This is a genomic window from uncultured Ruegeria sp., from assembly GCF_947489545.1.
Lineage (GTDB): Bacteria > Pseudomonadota > Alphaproteobacteria > Rhodobacterales > Rhodobacteraceae > Ruegeria.
In genome coordinates this window covers 42,439-63,595 of sequence record NZ_CANLDZ010000018.1, presented here as the reverse complement: position 1 = coordinate 63,595, position 21,157 = coordinate 42,439, and the positions used below count along the sequence as shown (strand labels likewise).

General features: G+C 51.2%; 15 protein-coding genes and 2 pseudogenes. 12 read left to right on the top strand and 5 right to left on the bottom strand.

Annotated features, from left to right (window positions below):
- The first annotated feature begins 126 nt into the window (after nucleotides 1–126).
- Both Q1B13_RS20455 and Q1B13_RS20450 read left to right on the top strand, forming a co-directional pair.
- The gene (locus Q1B13_RS20455; protein ID WP_299084037.1) at nucleotides 127–1,242 is read left to right on the top strand and encodes a Fic family protein; all 1,116 of its coding nucleotides are present in this window, start codon (nucleotides 127–129) and stop codon (nucleotides 1,240–1,242) included.
- 197 nt (nucleotides 1,243–1,439) lie between these two features.
- Entirely contained in the window at nucleotides 1,440–4,724 is a 3,285-nt protein-coding gene (locus tag Q1B13_RS20450; protein ID WP_299084035.1) for a DEAD/DEAH box helicase family protein, read from the top strand.
- Nucleotides 4,725–5,065: 341 nt separating this feature from the next.
- On the opposite strand, the gene Q1B13_RS20445 is transcribed toward Q1B13_RS20450, so the two are convergent.
- From Q1B13_RS20445 to Q1B13_RS20430, 4 genes and pseudogenes are all read right to left on the bottom strand, one after another.
- A complete protein-coding gene (locus Q1B13_RS20445) occupies nucleotides 5,066–5,533 on the bottom strand; it encodes a hypothetical protein (protein WP_299084033.1) in 468 nt (155 codons plus the stop codon).
- Between the two features lie 72 nt (nucleotides 5,534–5,605).
- Nucleotides 5,606–5,719: pseudogene (locus Q1B13_RS20440) on the bottom strand (integrase core domain-containing protein); the annotation flags it as partial.
- Nucleotides 5,720–5,753: 34 nt separating this feature from the next.
- Nucleotides 5,754–6,098 (bottom strand): annotated as a pseudogene (locus Q1B13_RS20435) (transposase); the annotation flags it as partial.
- Nucleotides 6,099–6,289: 191 nt separating this feature from the next.
- The gene (locus tag Q1B13_RS20430; protein ID WP_299800349.1) at nucleotides 6,290–6,634 is read right to left on the bottom strand and encodes a VOC family protein; all 345 of its coding nucleotides are present in this window, start codon (nucleotides 6,632–6,634) and stop codon (nucleotides 6,290–6,292) included.
- Between the two features lie 181 nt (nucleotides 6,635–6,815).
- Between Q1B13_RS20430 and Q1B13_RS20425 the strand changes: the two genes are divergently transcribed.
- From Q1B13_RS20425 to Q1B13_RS20390, 8 genes are all read left to right on the top strand, one after another.
- Nucleotides 6,816–7,883 carry an endonuclease/exonuclease/phosphatase family protein gene (locus tag Q1B13_RS20425; protein ID WP_299084027.1) on the top strand — a complete coding sequence of 356 codons (1,068 nt, stop codon included), beginning with the start codon at nucleotides 6,816–6,818 and terminating at the stop codon, nucleotides 7,881–7,883.
- A gap of 57 nt (nucleotides 7,884–7,940) precedes the next feature.
- Nucleotides 7,941–10,592, top strand: coding sequence for a pyruvate formate lyase family protein (locus Q1B13_RS20420; protein WP_299084024.1), 2,652 nt, complete (start codon nucleotides 7,941–7,943; stop codon nucleotides 10,590–10,592).
- Between the two features lie 28 nt (nucleotides 10,593–10,620).
- Nucleotides 10,621–12,015, top strand: a complete 1,395-nt coding sequence (locus tag Q1B13_RS20415; RefSeq protein ID WP_299084021.1) for a Dyp-type peroxidase — start codon at nucleotides 10,621–10,623, stop codon at nucleotides 12,013–12,015.
- Nucleotides 12,012–12,878 carry a cytidine deaminase gene (gene cdd / locus Q1B13_RS20410; RefSeq protein WP_299084019.1) on the top strand — a complete coding sequence of 289 codons (867 nt, stop codon included), beginning with the start codon at nucleotides 12,012–12,014 and terminating at the stop codon, nucleotides 12,876–12,878. The genes Q1B13_RS20415 and cdd overlap by 4 nt, the downstream gene beginning before the upstream one ends.
- A 21-nt stretch (nucleotides 12,879–12,899) precedes the next feature.
- On the top strand, nucleotides 12,900–13,724 hold the full coding sequence (locus Q1B13_RS20405) for a hypothetical protein (RefSeq protein WP_299084016.1): 825 nt from the start codon (nucleotides 12,900–12,902) through the stop codon (nucleotides 13,722–13,724).
- A gap of 42 nt (nucleotides 13,725–13,766) precedes the next feature.
- Nucleotides 13,767–15,647: a phospholipase D-like domain-containing protein gene (locus Q1B13_RS20400; RefSeq protein WP_299084014.1), complete on the top strand. Its 1,881-nt coding sequence runs from the start codon at nucleotides 13,767–13,769 to the stop codon at nucleotides 15,645–15,647.
- A gap of 216 nt (nucleotides 15,648–15,863) precedes the next feature.
- A complete protein-coding gene (locus Q1B13_RS20395) occupies nucleotides 15,864–16,181 on the top strand; it encodes an SAVED domain-containing protein (protein ID WP_299084011.1) in 318 nt (105 codons plus the stop codon).
- 200 nt (nucleotides 16,182–16,381) lie between these two features.
- Nucleotides 16,382–17,137: a hypothetical protein gene (locus tag Q1B13_RS20390; protein WP_299084008.1), complete on the top strand. Its 756-nt coding sequence runs from the start codon at nucleotides 16,382–16,384 to the stop codon at nucleotides 17,135–17,137.
- Nucleotides 17,138–17,289: 152 nt separating this feature from the next.
- Here Q1B13_RS20390 and Q1B13_RS20385 read toward each other — a convergent pair whose 3' ends face one another.
- Nucleotides 17,290–18,879 carry an alkaline phosphatase D family protein gene (locus tag Q1B13_RS20385; RefSeq protein ID WP_299084005.1) on the bottom strand — a complete coding sequence of 530 codons (1,590 nt, stop codon included), beginning with the start codon at nucleotides 18,877–18,879 and terminating at the stop codon, nucleotides 17,290–17,292.
- Nucleotides 18,880–19,061: 182 nt separating this feature from the next.
- Between Q1B13_RS20385 and Q1B13_RS20380 the strand changes: the two genes are divergently transcribed.
- Nucleotides 19,062–20,315, top strand: a complete 1,254-nt coding sequence (locus tag Q1B13_RS20380; protein WP_299084002.1) for an AAA family ATPase — start codon at nucleotides 19,062–19,064, stop codon at nucleotides 20,313–20,315.
- 5 nt (nucleotides 20,316–20,320) lie between these two features.
- Nucleotides 20,321–21,148, top strand: a complete 828-nt coding sequence (locus Q1B13_RS20375) for a hypothetical protein (RefSeq protein ID WP_299083999.1) — start codon at nucleotides 20,321–20,323, stop codon at nucleotides 21,146–21,148.
- Nucleotides 21,149–21,157: the final 9 nt, after the last annotated feature.

Below are 21,157 nucleotides of genomic sequence, written 5' to 3'. Positions count from 1 at the left end.
TCGGAGATAAGAGCAGGTTTTACGTGCAAATGCACAGCAGAGTTTACGCGTGTTTGAGTTATAGGATTGACTTCTATAGCTCAAAAATGCTCATTCTGTGAGCTATAGAAGGGAATTCTATAACTCATGGCATGGAACTGGCAGATATCCGGTTGGCCGGATTTCCGGTATGACGAGGCCGCACTGGCAACGCTTGAGCAGCGTTTCCTGCTGTCATCAGGGGAAGTCCTGGGGGCCGTCCACCATGTGAACCCGTCCGAGCGTGATCAACTCCGCATCGATCTCTTAAGCGATGAGGCCATGAAAACCAGCGCAATTGAAGGCGAGATGCTGGACCGGCGCAGTGTGCAATCCTCGCTGCGCCGACATCTCGGATTGGAACCGGACACCTATCCGAACAAACCTCGGGAACAGGGTGTGGCTGAGATGATGGTCGACGTCTATTCGACCTATGCCGAGCCCCTCACGCACGACACCCTGTTTCGGTGGCACGAGATGCTTTTGTCTTTTGACAAACGGTTGGAGGCTATCGGGTCCTACCGGCAGCACAAGGATGCCATGCAGATCGTCTCGGGGCGTCTTGATCGCCCGGTCGTACATTTTGAGGCCCCATCATCTGCGCAGGTTCCGGATGAGATGGACCGGTACGTCGATTGGTTCAATCTGACCGGGCCGGGTGCCGAAGAACCCCTGCCTGCGTTGACGCGCGCTGGTCTCAGCCATCTCTACTTCGAAAGCATTCACCCGTTCGAAGATGGAAACGGTCGTTTGGGTCGGGCTCTGGCCGAAAAATCCCTGGCTCAGAGTATTGGCCAGCCAAGCCTCATCGCGCTGGCCTTCACCATCGAGCGAAAGCGGAAAGACTACTACGACCAGCTAGAGCGGCACCAGAAGACACTGGATGTCACAGCTTGGCTGGTCTGGTTTGCTGACGTCGTTCTCGCAGCGCAGCAAACCACTCTTGAACGCGTGGGCTTCTTCATTTCCAAGGCGCATTTCTATGACCGGTATCGCGATGCGTTGAATGAAAGACAGGCCAAGGTGATTGAGCGGATGTTCCGAGAGGGGCCTGACGGGTTCAAAGGTGGCCTGAGTGCGGAGAACTATATTTCAATCTCCGGGACATCTCGCGCCACGGCTACAAGAGATCTACAAGAACTTGTCGAAGTTGGCGCCCTCTCGCGTACTGGCGAACGCCGATACACACGGTACTGGCTGAAGCTCAAAGAGCCGGGAGCATAGTGCATGGTCGGCCGGGTAGGGCGGGAAGCCGACCTTAGCCGCAGTACGGCATGAAATTGCTCGATCAGTGAAAGCGGAAGTTCGATTCCGTGATTTTCGGTCCCTGCAACATGAGGATGTTCGGACTATTTTTAATAGGGTGGCGCAATACCATCGTTGGCAACTATACTTAAGCGTGCATAGCTTAAGGCCAGTTAATGAATTTGTTTCCTCTTTGGCGCGGTACAATCCGTGTTCCTGCACTCCCTACGAAAATCCAGAAGTATGGTGCTTCAACCCTTCGTCACACGCTGTTTGAAAGTTTTGAAGCTAATGCGGAGATTTTTGATATTCCACAAAGCAGCTACAAACGGATCGTTACCAATTGCAAGCCACCTTTCGACACCATGCTACTTCGACCCAAGGGGGTGAAAAGGCGCGAGCAAGAAGAGTTGGTTCTTGCAATAGTCGGCATCGAAGACTGGCATAAGTTAGACACGCTCGGCGGTCTACAGCTCGAAAGCACTGGGATACTAGAGCAGCATCAATTTGCTCCAAGTGAAATTTGCGCTTCGTGGGCGGGTGATTTCAGTTTCACTGAATTCGATTCAGAACTCGATGTCGCTGGTCTTCGTCGCCCACAGATTGGATCTCTTCATGCAGTCTCTGCGCACTTTGCTGTGGGCGGGGAGTTTGAGGCCGCAACGATTGTTTTACCGACTGGTACGGGAAAAACCGAGACAATGCTGGCTTCCCTGGTGTATCGACGAATTCCCAAACTTCTTGTACTTGTTCCTTCCGATGCGCTTAGGAACCAGATTTCCAAGAAATTTGAAAACCTCGGAATTCTTAGGGAGATTGGTTGCGTCGTTCCAGGGGCTTTCAATCCAAGCGTCCTGAAACTTAAAGAAGGCATCAAAAGTCTGGATGCCCTCGACGCAATTCTTCAAACTACAAACGTCATAGTTACTCTCCCTAACACGCTCGCTTCCTGCAGTGACGCTGTTTTTGAGAAGCTATGTCAGAACTGTAGCGATCTATATGTTGATGAGGCCCATCACGTCTCGGCATCAAGTTGGCAGCGAGTGAAATACCAGTTTGAAAAACGGAGAGTTGTGCAGTTTACCGCAACTCCATTCCGGCAGGACCGCAAGCACATTGGCGGCAGGATTATCTTTAATTATCGCCTTAGCGACGCTCAAAAGGACGGATACTACAAGCCAATCCGTCTTGAAACGGTGGAAGAGTTTGGAGAAACCGAAAACCGCGATTACGCGATAGCTGAAAGGGCGTTAGAAGTTCTTCGCTCGGATATTTCACGGGGTCATGAGCATTTCATGATGGCTCGAGTAACAGGCTGGGAGCGAGCTGAAGAGGTACTTCAGATATACCGGAAACTTGCCCCGGAGTTTCATCCCGTAGCCGTTTATACCGGCACTGGTCGCGGTCCAATTAATCGAGCGGCACTTGATTCTCTGACCAGCCTTGAGCCGGACACATCCCGGATAGTCGTGTGTGTGAACATGTTGGGAGAAGGATTTGACCTTCCCAACCTGAAAGTCGCAGCAATTCACGAAAACCACAAAAGCCTGGCCGTTACACTGCAGTTTGTTGGGCGTTTCACGCGAAAGGCTGAAAACGTAGGTGATGCGGCAGTGGTGGTGAACATCGCCGATACGAACGCAGAAAGGAGCTTGAGCGACCTCTACTCTGAAGGGGCTGATTGGGATCGAGTGATCAGCCGCCTGAGCGAGAACAAAATTCAAGGAGAGTTGCAGCTTCAAGAAGTCATCGAAGGGCTCAAGAAGAGCGGAACGCTTCACGAAAAGCTCTCGCTGTGGAATCTCAACCCCAATCTCTCAACGCAAGTTTATAATACAAAGTGCACTGCTTGGAATCCGCTGGCGTATGCCGACGTATTGAAAGGTTCCGGGCAGTACTGGCATGCGTTGAGCGATGCGGACAACGTGCTCATTGTCGTTGGATATCTGGAAAATCGGGTGAAATGGGGGCGCTACGAGAGCCTGAAAGAAAGCTCCTATGAGCTTTTGATCGCATACTGGGATCAGGAAAACAAAACGCTCTTTATGAACTCGAGCTCCTATGATGCGATGCGTGTGGGTTCAGTTGCGAAAGCGGTCTGCGGAGACGAAACGGAACTTCTCACCGGAGATCCAATTTTCCGGGTTCTCAATAACGTTCAGCTGCCCCTAGCGAAGAATCTTGGTTCTTCTCGATTGGGTGCTATCAGCTTTACGTCCTACTTCGGCCCGAATGTGACTGAAGGATTGGCAAGCATCGAGAAAGCAGAGTCTGCGCTGAACAATATCGCTTGCATGGGTTACGAGGACGGCGAAAAGGTTCTCTGGGGAGCGGCGCAAAAGAAAGGAAAAATCTGGCAACAGAGCAGCGGTTCAATCGATGACTGGATGAAATGGTGTTCGAGAACGCTCCAGAAGCTCGAAGACTCAAGTGTGGACAAGAGCAACATCACGGTTGGCTTCTTGAGACCGCAAACCCTCAAGGCTCCCTATGCTGAACACCCTATCTCCATCCAATGGGGGGAATATCTGCAGAGCTCATATTCCAACTATCTTTCGATCCACTTCGGTGGCTTCGCTGTGCCGTTGTTCATGGCTGACCTACGCATCGATAGCGTCGAGAGTGATGGGGCGATCCTCTACACGATTTACAGTGAAAACCACGCTTCACAGTTTCGCTTCAAAATTGATGAGAAAGTGACTAGCGGCTATTTTCATGAATCTGTCGCAGGGGACGAGATCAAATTTCAGATCAGCAAGGAGCGTCTTAGAGACTTCCAAGAGCAGATGGTGGTTGATCCGCTTTTGATCCGCTATGTTGACGGCACGTACTCCTACAACAAGTTTCACATCCCCTTCGATCTCAATGCTGATGATTTCCCATCAGAACGCCTTGAGTCTGTCAGTTGGAGCGGCATTGACTTGGGTCAGGAGTCAATGGGGAAGAGTAACAAGCAAGATACGGTACAATATCGTAGTTTTGAGCTTTTGGAAGCCGAGCACGATGTGATTTTCAACGACGATGGCGCAGGGGAAGCAGCAGATCTTGTTGGCCTCAAGGATGTGAGCTCAGACGAAATCCGTCTGACATTGATACACTGTAAATATGCAAGTGGAGGTAAGGTCTCGGGGCAGATCGCTAACCTCTATGAGGTTTGCGGGCAAGCCCAGAAGTCCATCGTCGTGAAACATGAAGGGTTACAAAAGCTAGCAACTTCACTTAGAAAGCGCCATGAAAAATGGGCTAAACAAGGGGCTTCACGACTACTAAAGGGTGACCTCAAAAAGCTGTCGTACTTTGTAGAGAAATCACGAAAGGCTAAGCTGAGTTTGGACATAGTTATCGTTCAGCCGTCTGTCAGTGAAGCAACGTATACACCAGCTATGGCCAAGTTGCTCGCAAATACTGAGCTCTTCTTAAAACGCACTACTGAAGCTGAGTTTCGCTTTATAGGTTCCTAGAAATTGGCCCGCAAAACTGACTGAAGCTGTTTCCATTGAATTACCCAAAATAAGAGCGGCCCACCAACGGATAGACCGCTCTTTCAGTTTTCGGAAACGTTTTGAAAGTCACCCATCGCGCATTGTCGTGCGAGGATTGCGCTTGCCATAGCGTTGCTGACAAACTTCCCCGTCACGGCGCTCCGCATTGATCCATGGGTTGACCCTCCACCGACGCGCTCTATGACAGTCGTTTGGGGAGTGCGTTTTGCATGCGCTTTGGTGACTAAGCGACCTAAGATGGTACTTCTTGCGCGTGTTCCATTGCTCTTTTTTTTACCATATTTCTTTGCCCTTTTCGGTCAGCCGGTCGTGGAAAGGGTATTGGCAACGGCGCGCAGCGTGACGGCGTCGCCGGCATCCCAGACGCACATGCCTTTCTTCTTTTCGATCATCCTGACGAGCTTTCGTCGCTTGGCATGTCGCAGCGCCTGGACGACCTTGAAGACCACCGAGTTCCTAAGCGCAGCATCTGAGATGTCCAGGTTACGCTCCGCCATTACGCGCTCGGCAAGTTCTCTCGTGGTCAGCTCAACATCGACCCCGAGATGGCGGCCGCAGATATCTGCGATCTCGCCCTTCTTGAAGAACCCACGGCTCACAATGTACCGGGCACGCTGCCGTTCAGGTGCGGCGAACAGTTCAATCGCTGCGTTCACATGCGCCAGATCGTGCTTCGCATGTGCAATCTGCGCCTCGTATGCTTTAATCTGGCCCAGTATCTCGGCCCGCTTCTCTGTCAGCGTGTGAACAATCAATGGTTTCGACATGCCGCCATTCCACACGAGATCTCGCCAGTCATCCAGATGGCAATTTGGTGCATTTGCTACCTAAGACCGAAAGAGTTCATCGCGGAACCGCGCGTTGAAGCTTTCACAGTGACCATTCTCCCAAGGGCATCCTGGCTGGATGTAAACGGTCTTTGCCCCGACATTAGCAATCCAGTCCTGGACAGCAGGTACTTAAACTTGTCCCCTGTAACTTAGGCAGGTTCCGACGTGGCTGGACCAGAATGTCGAGCACGTTCCCGTCTGCGTCGATTGCACGCCAAAGCCACTGTTTCACGCCACGGATCGTGATCACGACTTCGTCCACATACCATTTGTCGTTCGTTCGCGGCCGATCCCGCCGAATTCGATCCACAAAGTGCCAACCATAACGATTAACTCAAAGCCGGATCGCCTCCCTGCTCACATTTAGGTTGTGTTCGGCGAGCAGGTCTTCGACGTCAGCCGTGCTGAGAGCTAAGCGATGATAAGCCCAGACGGCACCGGCGATGATCTCACGAGGAAATCGAAATCCTATCAGGCGTGGCATGTTGGCCGGTATCTTCATCCAGCGCAGAAAACGCGGGAAAGAAACTCGGGCGACTTGGTGATACCCCTACGGTTGTTGCCATCGGGCTCGTCGACGTCGAGATACGCCTCTTCAAAACACTTGATATTCTTCAGGTTAACGGACGCCAAAAATATTGTTTCTGTTTCTCCGTGAATGACTCAGAACCAATCAGATTCTAGTGCCAGTTTTCAGGGATTACTCGGCAGAACTTCGGCCAGAATGATTGTGTTTTGATCCGGGTCTTCCAGAGCGGCGATGCGCACATTCTTGTAATTTTTGATGGGGCCGGCGAAGTGCGCACCGCGCTGAGACAGGGCGCCGACCACCTCTTCCATTGGCCTTGTGGTGTGCAGTTCTATATCGATAGCACCGCGAGTGCCGGACGGAACAGTGCTGGGTGGACTGGCTGGATGGAGCCCGATTACCAGCCCATTGCCAGCATCAATTTCGGCCCAGTTTTCATCAACCTTTACTCGAAGTTTCAGTCCTAGAATTTTAGTGTAGAAGTTAATTGCGCGGTCAATATCTGACACATAAATCGACGCTGTTCCTCCCTGTAACATAGCAATCCCTCATAATTTTGCTAGGCAGTCTACGCTAAATAAAAATTGACAAATTTTGGTCAGATGGCAAGGTCAAGCTTATAGGTACAAAGAAAAAAATATTTCCGAAGGTGATTTGAAAGCTCACATACAGGTGTTGTTGGAGGGATCTATGCCGTTTTACTACCCGATAAAAAAATGGGATACAGAGGATCGCAACCGGACAATTCACTATCTTTCTAAACTTCGAAAACAAAAGCAGGAACAGATTCCCACACGGACCCTGAAAAAATCTCTTCTGTTGGCAACCTGGAATATCCGCGACCTTGGAAATGAGGACAAGCGCGCGCAAGACGACGGCAGCGGTAGACCCGGACCGCGGCTGGAAGAATCCTACTATTATATCGCAGAGATCATCTCGGCATTTGACGTTGTCAGTGTTCAGGAAGTCAATTCACTGAGGGCGTTGGAGAAGGTCATGGACATTCTCGGACCTTCTTGGGACCACATGACCACCGATATTAACCCGGCCAAGGGCGGCAATGAAGAGCGAATGACGTTCATTTACGACACCCGCAAGGTCCGCTTCAATCACACCGTGGGGCAGGTGGTGTCGGAAGGGCACAAACAATTTGTCCGCACGCCCTATTATGCGGCCTTTCAATCCGGATGGTTTAAGTTTTCCCTTTGTAACGTCCATATCCTGTACGGCAATTACAGGGATACAAGAGAGCGGGTCCGGGAGATTGACGAAATTGCCGAATTCCTATCTGAGCGGGTGGACCGTACGGGCGAAAACATCATCTTGCTGGGCGATTTCAACATTCTCAGCCAGGAAGACGAAACATTTGAACCGCTGATCCGTCACGGCTGGGCTGTGCCGATGGATCATCTCACGAACGTAACCAAGAGTAAGGGGTATGACCAGATCGCCTTCAAAGTGAAACCGGAAGAACTGATGCTGGGCCCAAGCGAACCTAACTCAGGGGCTTTTGACTTTTTCGCCAGCCTGTTTCCCGATGACAAATGGGAAGACTACTACAAGATCGCCAAGAAAACTGGTCGGCCCATGGACAGTTGGGACAGTACTTTGAACTGGCCTGCTAAGGACCGAATGCTGACCCGTGAAGAATATTACCGGCAATGGCGAACCTGGCAGGTTTCCGACCACATGCCGCTTTGGGTGGAACTAGAGATTGATTTCACCGAAGCCTATTTGACGCAGATTTCTAAAGGATAATCTGCGGGAAGGGGAACGAGATAAACAGGCGATAGCATGTGATTAACGGAGGTGTTGATGCACACCAATATTCTCAAATTCTGGCAACATCTGCAGAACCTTCCAGTAGATGATCCGGAAAAGCCGTCCCCTCGGGTCTGCCGTTTGATGTTGGAACTCTTCGAAGCTTGGCGACTACAAAGTCCGTTTCCTGAATTCGGCTATTTCGGCCATCTGCGTGAGCATCTCGACCCCGATGAAGCCGGTGTCATGGGGGAATCTGTGATGGTCCGGCGCGGATACGCTCTAAAAAAGACACTCGAGATCATTTCGAACGAAAAGGCTATTTCTGATGGCTTCTTCAAGGTTAACCCGGACGAGATCATTGTCGGGACCATGCCGCCATATTCAGTCGGGCAGGGCAAGGAGGCCATGGAGTATTTCAAGGACTCCTCCGATGACGAGGACGAGCGCCTGAAGTTCGAAATCGGCTTTCTGAATTCCGCGTCCAATTTCGGGCACATCTGTCCCGATTTTGAAAGGGTGGTTCAGCATGGACTAACTCATATTATCAAGGCATGCCGGCAAAAATCCAAAAGTACAAAAGACGCGGGCCAGCGTGATTTCTATCGTTCAGTCGAAATGGCTCTGGAAGGCGTGATACATTTCGCTGTTCGTTATGCAGAGCAGGCAGTGAAAATCGCAGACGCACAACAACGATTGCTGGACAATCATCCAGATCATCTTCACCGAGAGATCATCAAGCAGCGGACCGAAGGCATGCGGGAAGTCGCTGAGCGACTGTCTCGTATTCCCGCTGAGCCATGCGCCTCGTTCAAGGACGCGGTTCAATGTGTGTTCATCCTGAATTGCGCGCTACACTGGACAGGCGAACTGACCTCCATCGGCAGACTGGATCAGATTCTCAATCCGTTCCTTGAACGGGAGTTCAAGAAAAAGGAAATAACGATTCCGCAAGCGCAGGAAGTCATTGACTGCCTATGGGTGAAATTTGATGAGCAGGTGCTGCTCGACAACCGTATGATCGAGGATCACTTCACCTCGGCCGACGGGGCCTTGCTTGGTGCGGGGGGACCAAGCAATTTTGATCAAGGTGCGCTCACCAATCAATGGATGCAACAGGTAACGATCGGCGGCGTCGTCGCCGACAATGACTCCGAGCCAACGGACGCCTGCAACGAGGTTACCCGTATGTGCCTCGAAGCGGCTCGGAGACTGCCTTTTAATTGTCCCACGCTGGATCTTCGGGTGCATAAGGATACACCCATGCATATTCTTGAACTGGCAACCGACACCCTGCTGAGCGGTGGGGCACACCCGGTGCTGCTCAATGATGACAAACTGGTTCCCGCGCTGCAGAAATGTGGGCAAACTGTAGAACTGCGCAGCGCCCGTAATTATGCCTGTGACGGCTGTTATGAAACCATATTCCCCGGCGAGACCGAATTTTCTTTCATTTATGTACCGGCGGTAGACGTGCTGGAAAAGGCCCTGAACAGCGGTGCGGGGTTCGCCGGATCGGGCACTACCAACCTGCGGGGCTTTAAGGCCAGCTACCGCAGCCTTCCGGCGTCGGATATTGCGGACTTCGAGTCCTTTTACACGATTCTGGAGGAACATATCTGGCTCAACGTCAATCGCCAGTTTTCGGGTTTGATTGCCGCCTATGGATGCAAAGCATCGATATGCCCGAGCCCGATCCTTTCGGCGTTGATTGACGGCTGTGTCGAAAGCGGCAGGGATTTTTATGACGGCGGGGCGAAATATCACATGTTTGCGCCGCTGATGACCGGCATCAGCACCGTTGCGGATTCCCTCTACGTTGTTGAACGGCTGGTGTTTGAAGAAGCGAAGTTTTCGCTGGAAGAATTGGTGGCCTGCCTACGAAGTGACTGGGGCAACAGATCCGACGTAATCGGCCGGAAGGTTAGTCCCGGCAGGGCGCGCGAAATTCGCCAACTTTGTTTGACGCAGCCGAAGTTTGGAACAGGGGATGAAAACGTGGACCGGCATGCCTGGCGCCTGTCCAACAGTTTTGTGGATGCGGTTGAGGCCGCCTTGAAGCATCCCATTCATCAGAATGGACTAGAGCGATTAGACAAAGTGTTCGGCTCAAAGAAAAAGTCGTTCAACCTGTTAATCACTCCCGGTGTTGGTACGTTTGAGCAGTATAATTTTGGCGGCAGTTTTGCAGGGGCCACCCCAGACGGACGAAGTGCCTTCATGCCCTTGGCGTCGGATCTTGCAGCGTCTCCCATACCTTCGGATCTGAATCTTGAGGAAAGTGAGGGGACCAATGTCTGGATGTCAGAAGCCAGGAAGCCACAAAGTTGGAATATCGATCAGGATCAGGACGAAGATAAGCGCTTGCGACTGGAGGTTGGTTTACGCTCGCTGCAGGATTCCTTTTCGTCATGGAATCATCCGGCCTTTGACCGCTTTGCAGACGGCGCGCCTTCGGATTTCAACATCGGTGAAGATTTTCCAAGAGATGCCTTGCTGAGTGCCGTTCAAGCCTTTGCCCAAGGGAAGGGCAGCAATGTCATGACAGTGACGGTGGCCAGCACAAAAACTCTCCTCGAAGCGTCCGAACGGCCTTTCGACTACGACCTGTTGAGAGTGCGGATGGGTGGCTGGACTGAATTCTTCAGCGTGTTGTTTGAGGCGCACAGGAAACAGCATGTGCGACGTCCAATCTACTCGAAGTGAATGTCGTCGACAATCAGAGAGATTCAAAATGGCAGCAATTAAACCAAATTCGATACGGGTACCATTACCTGTCCCCTTGTTCGAGCAGCCTTATCAAAGCGGGATAACTGATCCTGTCTGGCCCGATAGTCCGCCGGATAAGAACCAACTCGCAGCGGTGAGATCTGATATTCAGCAACGGATCAGCGAAGGCAGAATCGAGGAAATTCCCGATGGACAACTAAACGATGACGCGTTGGCGGAACGATATTCAGCAGAGTATGCCGGGCGGGTTTCGCGTCAGAAGTGCATGTCGATTATGCGAACCGACATACAGGCGCAGAACAAAACCGAGCTCAAAAACATTCTCGAACTGATTACGGCGTTTTCCATAGAAGAGATGAAAGCGCTGCCGTCGCATAGACATACACGCCTGCTGGAGGACATTCCTGACACCTACCGAGTGGCGATTACCCTGGGGTTCGGCGCCTCACTATTTGTCGACAAGACAGGCTTTGACAGGTTCGGACTGCGGGCCAAGCGCCCCAAGTTCCTCAAGCCGATGCCATCATTTCCAGGAGATGCTGAGGAGTTTGATCCGGCGAAGTCCGGTTCTGACCTTATTCTGCTCGTATCTTCGGACCATCCCTATATCAATATCGCGGTGATCCGTTTTTTCGCGGAATTTTTCAATCAACGATACGATGAGAAATTCCGGAATGGGAAGGCCGGTCCCCCCATGCTGAAGTTCTTAGACATCGAAGAGGGGTTCTCGCGCAAGGACAAACGGGAGTTTCTCAAGTTCGACGACGGCATAAACAACATCAATATGAGCCAGGATGATCTGCGCCGGCTGGTTTACGTGACCGAAGCTGATCATGAACCGGACTGGTGCCAGAGTGGTACCTACATGGTGTACCGCAAAATCCGAGAGAACATGCCGAGATGGGAAGCTCTCGAAGGCCAGGTCCAAGAACAGATGATCGGTCGCGATAAAGAAACTGGCAAACCCCTGTCACGAAATGCCGAGGGACCGGAAAACATGACACCTGTCTATCCGAATCCACTCGACGAGAGGGACGGTCGGCTGGATTCGCACATCCGCAAAGTCCAGCCGCGTCGTCCGGTTGAAGATCTGTTTGGAATAAATGACAAGGAGCGCCGCTTCCTGCGCCGTCCCTATCCCTTCTTCGATGGATTGGACGACGCCGGCCATTCGGTCAATGGACTACAGTTTGTCGCTTTCATGAAGAGCCTGCAGCAGCAATTCGAGCATGTTGTGAACATGTGGCAGATGAACCCTGATTTTCCACAGGTGGGAACCGGAGTGGACGCCCTGTTTGCCAAAGGCATTCTCTCCACTATTGACGGAGGATATTATTTCTGCCCGCCGGGACTGAAAGGTCCGAATGACTACTTTGGTTCCGGACTGTTTTCAACATGACAGCCGCTGAAACAGACGCGCTCTGCGAAGCAGTGAATCATGGCCGCGTAAGCCCGCAGGACTGGCAGCAACTCCTACGCGACCTAAATCTTGAACGCGATGAGGCCATGTTGAAGCTCATTTCTCTGGCCAGCAAATATGCCGATCCGGCCCAATCCGGGTATTCGGTTGGTGCTGTGGCTCAGGGCAGCTCTGGGGCACTCTATCTGGGAGCCAATTTTGAATTTAAACTGTGTCCTGTTGATCAGACAGTACACGCAGAACAGGCAGCCGTCTCCAATGCATTCGAACATAGGGAAGCCGGCATTGTCAGGCTTGCCGTGTCAGCAGCCCCATGTGGTTATTGTAGGCAGTTCCTATATGAGCTTACCACTGCCCGTGATCTTTTCATCCTCCTAAAAGGCAAGCCTGCTACTGCGTTGACGGAATATCTACCTGAAGCGTTCGGACCGCAAGATCTCGGTATAAGCGCCGCATTAATGAGCCCGGACGATCAAGCGCTCGAAGGGGTTGTACCAGGGGGCCAGAGAAAGAAACTTGATCATCTCGCCATTGCAGCAGCCAACCGATCTTATGCACCCTATACGCGGGCCTTTGCGGGGGCGGCGTTGGAATTTGATGACGGCACACGTTTTCAGGGAAGCTACCTAGAAAATGCAGCTTTTAATCCGAGTTTGCCACCTTTGCAGGCTGCGCTCATCGCGGCGCGTTTCGCGGGTAGGGATCTGGGCTTGGTGGCATGCGTTTCGATCGCGCAGCCCGAGAAAACCAAAGTTGATCATTTTCGTGCAGCGCAGTCCGTTATGGCCAACATCTCGCCGGATGTTGCGATGAGGAAAATCGATCTTAAACCAATAGAATAATTATATGAGAGGGATATTAACATGACTAGGCAAGACGGCAGCATCAGCTTCTATTTCTTTGATTTTGATGACAATTCGATGTTTCTAGACACCCCCGTCTTTCTCAGGAATGCCAAGACTGGTGAGGAAAAAGCCGTTTCCACTCACGAATTTGCCACAGTTCGTAACGAACTGGGTAAACCCGGTGAATGGGAAGACTTCGAATATTACGAAAAGACTTACAGTCATTTCCGGGATATCGCACCGGAAAACTTGCGACCGGGCCAGGAACAGTACTTTGTTCAGGACATAAAGAAGGCGCTAGAACAACCGAAGGAGGTCTGGCAGGCGCCCGCCTGGCCATTGCTTCAATATGCCTGTGCCAAACAGCGTCCCGTTTCTTTCATTACCGCCCGCGGCCACAGCAGGGATACAATAAGGCAGGGAGTCAAGGCTTTGGTTGATGCGGGCGAACTAGATTGCGAGCCCAACTATCTCGATATCTACGCGGTGAGCCACCCCGGCATGGTCGAAGAATTGCTGAAGGATCTCAGTGACGAGGAGAGCGATTTGATCGAAAACATGAAGGATCGGACTTCCGCGCTCAAACGCATTGCCATTCACAAAATCGTCGACAAGGCGCTTCAAAAACACGGGGACAAGCCTGCGCACCGGTTTGGCATGTCGGATGATGATCCGGAGAATATTGACCTGATCGTCAAGGCTATGTGCGACTGCAAGAAAAAGTATCTCGACAAGCGCTTTTTCGTCATCAACACCCACCACGGTGAACATGTGAAACTGGAAGTCTTTCCGATCGACTTTCCGGTGACGCGCGAGGCCGATAGCGACGAAACCATCGGATAAGCCGCCGCAGCTCATTAAAGCATCAAACCACCCGGAGCAGTCATGCGCACATATCAAACTAACGAAAAGGTCTCCGTTTACGCGATTGCTGGCACTCATGTTGTACTGCTCGGGTTGAATGCGTCCCAGGAGGCCCGGGAGGGGCTGCTAGGTTTCACTATTGAAAGAAAAGCTGGCAACTGTAGTTACATCCCCATGCGTGGCGGCAGGCGGCTGTTCGAGAACCTCGACGTTTCTGAACAGAAAAACTCGCGTGCCCTTCCGATCCAGTCTATGATGTGGAGCGACTATACTGTTGAACCCGGTTCCACCTATCGGTTTCGGGTTATTCCGGTCTACGGTTCGCCGGATTTGATGCAGCCGGGCGAGCCGGTTGAAGTTGAAGTTCAGACTGAATGCAATAATGACGGTGATCACGGGGTGTTTTTCAACCGTGGCGTCGCAGGTAGTCAGGCTTATGCCCGCCGCTTCGGCGCATATCTGCGTTATTTCCCGAAAGTAAAAAAATATCGGGGAAAGAGCAGAACCGTCGCTGAACCCTACCTCAGACCGGGTGATGTGCCAGACGGTGCGGCCTACAAATGGCTGTCCCGCGGTTTGGAAGAGGGAATGGTGTCCTTCATTGAGCAGGCCCAGGACGAACGCTTTTCTCTGCGGGCTGCTGTGTTTGAATTCACTTGGATGCCAGTGCTGCAGAAATTTGTCGAAGCGCTCGACCGGGGGGTCGATGTCAAGATCGTTCATCACGGGAAGAACAAAAACAATTATCGTCTCCAGTACGAGCGGACGTCGGGGGTGACTACAACATCTTCTTGGCCTGACGGGAGCCGGGACGACGTGGTGTTCAACAACCGGTATGGTGTCAAGGAACCTGCGCCAGACGCAACAACACAGGAGGCGCTGGACGCTTTTCTTGGTCTGGGAGTTAAAAACGAAGACCGGTTTGAAGAACTTGCCGGTATGTTGATCAGGCGGACTAACACCGCCCTGTCCCACAACAAGTTCATCATATTGCTGAAAGACGGCGAGCCACAGCAAGTCTGGACAGGATCGACCAACTTCACCGGCGGTGGAATATTCGGGCAGTCGAATGTCGGTCATGCCGTTCGCGACAAGGAGGTTGCGCGTCAGTTTCTCGATTATTGGACAATGCTGTCGGAGGATCCAAAGAGCCGCAAAGGAAAGGAAATCACACAGGCTTTGCAACCGGATCTGGCGGGTGAACCAGCGCCGGGAATCACGTGCATCTTCAGTCCCCGGAAGGACGCGGCGATGCTGGACTGGTACGCGGAACGTATGGCCAAAGCCAGGAATTCGGTTTTTTTCACGACCGCGTTCACTGTTGCCAAGCAGATGCTTGAAGTGGTCGGGCAAGAGAAAGCTATCGCGGAGGGTACCCCGTTTCAGCGTTACCTTTTGATGGAAGGTGATGGAGGTTTGTTAAAAGATAAAATTCCGATAATCAGGCAGTACACGGAGAACAGCGTCGCATGGGGAGATGTACTTGAGCGCCGCAAGGGCGAGGGCATGGACGAAATGAAGTTGCAGTTGGAAGCCTTGACCGGATTGAATAATTTCGTGAATTTCGTGCACACCAAGTATATGTTGATTGATCCATTAAGCGACGATCCAATCGTCATTACCGGGTCGGCAAACTTCAGCGATGCTTCAACAAAAAGCAATGATGAGAACATGCTGGTCATTCGCGGTAACACCAGAGTGGCCGACATATTCTTGGTGGAGTTCATGCGCCTGTTCAATCACTTTCAAAGCCGCAATCGTTCAAACGAATTTACGGACGAGGAATTTGAGGCTTCTCACTTCCTGTCCGACGATGACAGTTGGCTCGATCCCTACTACAAGCCTGGTAGTCACGAGTGGAATGAGCGGTTGCTGTTTGCCGGACCCGGCGCTCAGCTTTGATGGGATGTTCTCACCCTCGGGGTTAACGATTGCTCCGGCTACACAACCGTTACCCGGCAGGGCAATTACCGGCAGCAAACCGAAGTGTCAGCTTTCATGATTTGATCTTAATACAGTTCGGCAGCAGCCGCGTGCCAGAAATCAAGCTAGGTTCTGAATCCATTAATTTAGTTGCCGTGATCTCGGCTGCGTGATTCAAGCCCCTGAGTAGTAGGGGTGTATCATGAGCAATCTTTTCTGGCTGACTTACGAACAGATGTTCGTCGGTATGTTGAAGACGAGCTCCCCTCTGTCGGGCGGCTGTTGGTCCTCCGCCCCTCAACGGGGTCGAGTTCACTGGCCGTCATCGCAGGGCGTCACGCTTTTGATCTCGCTCAATCGACCAAGGAGAGGATACGATCCGCGGTCGGCGGACATTCACCTGAAATACTGACTCACCTGTTTATTGCCGCGCCCAATGCGTTGACTTTTTTTCTTGGGCAGCAAGCGCCTGTGCTGGGACGTGTACGAGTTCGATTTCGAAGGTGGACGTGACCGCAGCTACCGCCCATTGTTGACGCTGCCCGTTTCGACGCTGTAGCAGTTTTCTTTGACAGATATCTTAACACTGCACCGGGAATCAGAGCTAAAAAGAACGGATACCTTCAACCAATAAGCTATTGAAAGAAAGTGACTAGAAGACCATTCTCTTCAGTACGGGGTTTTGATTTCAAGGAATTCTATCGGAGAGCATAATGTTTGATCCTGAGAATGCAGATGATGCTGCATCCTTTGCCCGCGAGTTCCTGAATAAATATACTGCGGTTGGCTTTGGCGCCCTCTCAAAACGGGAAGTCGACCTGCTATTGATCCAATTACTTCAAAAGCACCTTCCTGGCTTCCAAGACAAAGCAGACTTTGATGCGGCACTTGTCCTGCGAACAACGAAGCGAAAGATTCGAGGATTGCGGGATGAAGTTTCTTTCCGGGAAGCAAACAATGAAGATTTTTTAAAGTCCAACCTTCGCAACGAGCTCAAGCGAGCGGAAGTACTCCCCAGCGACCACGGTTTGGTCAAAGTTCAACTCGATGATGCGGTATTAAGGGGATATGCTGAGAAGATAGTTCGTACGGAGTTTGGCATTGTTGATAGCTCGTTTAACTCCGCCATTCTCCAACTTTCTGGCGAAAAGTACCTTCTGCTTTGCTTGACTGTGCTAACCCCGGAAGAACGCGTACAAGCGCAACAAGCGATCCAAGAGTTTGATCAAGATCAACAAGGATCAGGGGTCTCGCAGGGTAGCTTATTCACCCAATTCAAGGATGCTTTTGTGTTGGGAGCAGGACAACAGGTTGGCAAGCTTTGTGTTTCTGGAGCTATGGCATTGGTGACGGGTGGAGCAAGTCTCATTCTGGAAAGTGTTGAACCTGTCACAGAGGCTGGCCGAGGAATTCGGGCTGCTCTTCAACAGGTTTGGGACCATTTTTCGCATGACGAAGAAGACGGATAGGAGACCCATGAGTCCTGCCTCAATTGACGAGATGGCGCAATGAACCTGGTCGCAGCTTGCATTCCAAAATGCCACATGGGCGCCAACTGATATCTGTCTTCTCCCCCGATGTATACGTCGTGCTGCACGCTACCGCAGTTATTAATTGACCATTACTTTTCAGGGTTGAATAAACGTGGCTGATCCCAAGCATACTTTTCCTGATCGTGCTCGAGTGTAAGGTAAAACATGATCCCTTTGCCAGCCGCCTTGTACAGAAAACCGAAATTCCGCTCGTAGATATTGGCAGGCGCATTTTCTCCAATTCCAAATCTGTCTACACGGACTCGATAGCCTGGGATATCGGTCACGTCTTCAGACACCCAATGAACTATTCTCTGCTCGAGTTTCCCGACTGGGTGATACACGATCGGTGATGAAATTAGTTGATTGAGGTGACGCTTGGTACCTTGTTGTCTTTCGATGCGCCCGGCACCCGCTGAGTGCACATCTCCGGATACAATGTGTATGTACTTGGGATCATGACGGTCGCCAAAACTGAAAAGTAGGTCAATCAGGCGCTTTTGCTCATCAGCGTGCAAATGATGATCCCAATGATCCAGTGCATCGTCGTCAAGGCTCTTTCTAAAATCACCTTTGAACAGCCATCCCAATCTCCCCAGCAATCCTTCAGCACGCTTCTTATAGTTCAGATGAGCAACGGGAACTGGGATCCCAAAGATGAAGGTTCTCTGTTTGGCGAGTTCGCCATTGGCGTGGCCGAATACCGATCCGTCCCTGACGCTTTCCAGCTCTTTATATTGGAGATCAGACATAATTTGATCGCGAGTGCGCAGAGATCGGTTGTCTAGGACCAGCATCTCGAAGTTGCGGAACTGCACCCGCTGAGAATAGTGATCATTGGAGATTAAGGCCGAGTTTGACCGGGTTCGGATCTGCAAGAGTTCGAAGTATCTTTTGGCAACATCATAGATCACTTGGAAGACTTCGCAGTTCTGAAGTTCTGTGGGGTAAGACCCCCAGCCGTCAAAGATGTCATGGTCGTCCCACATCATGACAGAAGGTACTGACGAGAGTACTTTTGCGATCGAGGGTCGGGTCCAACATCCAATGTAGAGATCTTCATAGAAGGTCTCTAGCTGGACGATAAAGGCGTCCTTTTCAGTAGGGTTGATCGTGTGGGCAGCCATTTTTTTGGCGCTGTTTCTTCCATCGAGGCCGTGTTTTTTGAAGTAGGGGACGCGGTCCCATATGGGGTCGGCATACACTTGATCGCCACATAAGAGCAGACAGTGAAATGCGTATGAGAGCTCTTCTTGGTGATGTGCTTCGATCAGTTTTTCCCACATCACAAATTCGGCAGCATCCATCTCAGGCGCCAGTATCTTGTCGTTGCCGTTGCATGAGGCAAATCCAACTTTTGGAACGACTTCCTGTCCAGGGACGACAAAACTCCAGGTAGTATCGCAGGACGAGTTTTCTAGAGGTATCCCGGAAAGCTCAATGGCGTAACCAACGGCCGCAGTCTCGACAGACGGATCAATGCCAAACTCGAAGCGGTAAAGCGTGTGCCCAAGTGTGTTGGCATAGGTCGCAGGCGGAATGCTGGTTGACTTGCCTCGCGCAGTAACGACCAACTCAAGCAGGTCGCCGTTTGCCGTCTCAAGCTCTTTTGGGAGCAACAAAATAAGGGTATATCTGTAATCCTGCTCGATGCCCAGAATGGGTCCAAGTGAAATCATGGGTCTTCCTAAAAAACTAAAGTGTTGCGAATTGAGGGACTTGCCGCACGGTGGTCCTACGAAATCTTCACCACTTGGGTTGCATGTACATTGAACTAAGAGTTTGAGCCTATGTCACGTTTCAACTAGTGTGGAGCAGCCGAGCGTTTGAGCTGGGTTACTTTGCCGGAAAGCAGAATGCTATGTTTTTCACATCTATAAGACTCACGAATATCCGCTGCTTCAAGGATGTTTTTGTCGATTTTGACCTGCCTGGTGGGAATAATCGAAAGTGGACGATTTTTACTGGTGAGAACGGTACGGGCAAGTCGACCATTCTCAAGTCGATTGGATTGGTCATGGCAGGATCAGATGCTTTGCCCGAGTTGATTGGCAATCCCGATGACTGGATTGCGATGGGTGCCGAGCAAGGTGAGATAGTTGCTGAGATTGAGACGGCGTCTGGAAAAAAACGCAAGATCAATTTGTTGATCAAGCGCGGGGAACGGTTGTCCAAATTCATCAAACGTTCTTCTGATACGCTGTCATTGTTGAACGATGCTTTGGAGCATACGACCCGAAGCTACCTTACAATAGGCTTTGGCGCATCCCGCCGTCTTTCTGAGCCAGGACTGTCCGATAGAAGTCATTCTTCTAGCCGCAACCACCCACGCGCACGCAGTATGCTTTCGCTCTTTGATCCGTCTGCAACGCTCAATCCATTGGAAAGTTGGGCGATGCAGCTTGATTATTCGACAGATGGTGATGGTCTCGATGTCATCCGCGCCGTGCTTTCTGATTTCTTGCCGGAAATGAAGTTCTCCCACATCGACAAGCGAAAGGAGGCGCTCATCTTTGAGACTGGAGATGGCAAAGTTCCGCTTCGGTCGCTGAGCGATGGATATCAAAGCGTCGCGGCATGGGTCGGAGATCTACTTTTTCAGATCACAAACACATTTGGCGACTATAAGGATCCATTAAGTGCTCGTGGTCTTCTCATCATTGATGAAGTTGATTTGCACCTGCATCCGAAGTGGCAGCGCCGGCTTCTCGATTTTCTTGAGGATAGGCTCCCCAAGATGCAGTTGGTTGTTACAACCCATTCGGTCGTGACGGCACAACAGGCACCGTTAGGCGCTCTCCATTATTGTGTGCGCCGCGAGGGGCATCCGACCGTCCAACCGTTTGATATTGACCCGGGAAATCTGCTGCTGAACCAACTCATCGCGACGGAAGCTTTTGGTCAGATGAGTGACGAGTCGGTGCAAGTCGAAGTCGCAAAGAACGAGTATCGAGAAATTCAGCGTAAAGAGAATAAGACGAATGCTGATGAGGAACGCTTAAAGGCGTTATCAGAAGTTTTGGGATCGCGTCCGTTGGACGAAGACGCAGCCGTGTCTCTCAACGCAGAACAACAGATTCTAATGAAAAAGATTTTGGCCTCTCAGCGCGAATAGAATGCATGATTAAGCTTGAGCGAGTAAGAACGAAGACTGCAATCCCGTCCTCTTTCCGCGGCCGGACGCCTCGCAATCGTTTGGTTGCAATGTTGAAGCATGCGCGCAGCCAACTTAAGGCAGGAGAGCCTATCAAGCATGATATTGAGTCAAAGTGGTCGGTGACGAAGGATCAACTCTTAATCGAGACGCACAACAAATGCGCCTATTGCGAGTCCGACATAACGACAGTGTCCTATGGCGATGTCGAGCACTATAGACCAAAGTCAGTCTATTGGTGGCTGGCTTACGTCTATGACAATTACTTGGCTTCTTGTGCGATTTGCAATCAGCGTTTCAAAGGAGCAAAATTTGAGTTTCTGGGTCCGGCTATCCCGCCACCCGCAGTCCTAGCTACTTCGACTGACGAAGAGTTGAAAGAGTTGGCTGAAGTCCTTATTCCTGATCCGCTCGATGAAGAAGCTGTAGTGATTTTTGAAGAATTACATCGCGCCGAAGGCCCCTTAATTCCCAACCCTTACATCGATGATCCTGAACCAATGTTTGCTTGGGAAGTTTTTGAGGGAGCGGGCGAAGTCGAAGTAGTGCCAAACAACGCATTCCCGAACTCAGATCAGATCGTCGATGCGTGTGAAAGGATTTATGGGATCAATAGGCCTCAGTTGAAACGGAGACGGTATAAGAGGTTCGAGTTCTACGACTTATTCCGGAAGGCGCTCAATGACTTGCCCGCCGGGGCTCCATCACGTTCCAGTGTTGAGGAGATGTTGGTGAGTCTTCGAAAAGCAGATAGCGAGTATGCAGCGATGATTAGGTTTTTGGATGCTGCGTGATTGCGTGGC

Bases quoted from the DNA above. Each gene is read 5' to 3' on its own strand.
- Q1B13_RS20455 (WP_299084037.1), top strand. From the start codon at position 127: ATGGCATGGAACTGGCAGATATCCGGTTGGCCGGATTTCCGGTATGAC.
- Q1B13_RS20450 (WP_299084035.1), top strand. From the start codon at position 1,440: ATGAATTTGTTTCCTCTTTGGCGCGGTACAATCCGTGTTCCTGCACTC.
- Q1B13_RS20445 (WP_299084033.1), bottom strand. From the start codon at position 5,533: ATGTCGAAACCATTGATTGTTCACACGCTGACAGAGAAGCGGGCCGAG.
- Q1B13_RS20425 (WP_299084027.1), top strand. From the start codon at position 6,816: ATGCCGTTTTACTACCCGATAAAAAAATGGGATACAGAGGATCGCAAC.
- Q1B13_RS20420 (WP_299084024.1), top strand. From the start codon at position 7,941: ATGCACACCAATATTCTCAAATTCTGGCAACATCTGCAGAACCTTCCA.
- Q1B13_RS20415 (WP_299084021.1), top strand. From the start codon at position 10,621: ATGGCAGCAATTAAACCAAATTCGATACGGGTACCATTACCTGTCCCC.
- cdd (WP_299084019.1), top strand. From the start codon at position 12,012: ATGACAGCCGCTGAAACAGACGCGCTCTGCGAAGCAGTGAATCATGGC.
- Q1B13_RS20405 (WP_299084016.1), top strand. From the start codon at position 12,900: ATGACTAGGCAAGACGGCAGCATCAGCTTCTATTTCTTTGATTTTGAT.
- Q1B13_RS20400 (WP_299084014.1), top strand. From the start codon at position 13,767: ATGCGCACATATCAAACTAACGAAAAGGTCTCCGTTTACGCGATTGCT.
- Q1B13_RS20390 (WP_299084008.1), top strand. From the start codon at position 16,382: ATGTTTGATCCTGAGAATGCAGATGATGCTGCATCCTTTGCCCGCGAG.
- Q1B13_RS20385 (WP_299084005.1), bottom strand. From the start codon at position 18,879: ATGATTTCACTTGGACCCATTCTGGGCATCGAGCAGGATTACAGATAT.
- Q1B13_RS20380 (WP_299084002.1), top strand. From the start codon at position 19,062: ATGTTTTTCACATCTATAAGACTCACGAATATCCGCTGCTTCAAGGAT.
- Q1B13_RS20375 (WP_299083999.1), top strand. From the start codon at position 20,321: ATGATTAAGCTTGAGCGAGTAAGAACGAAGACTGCAATCCCGTCCTCT.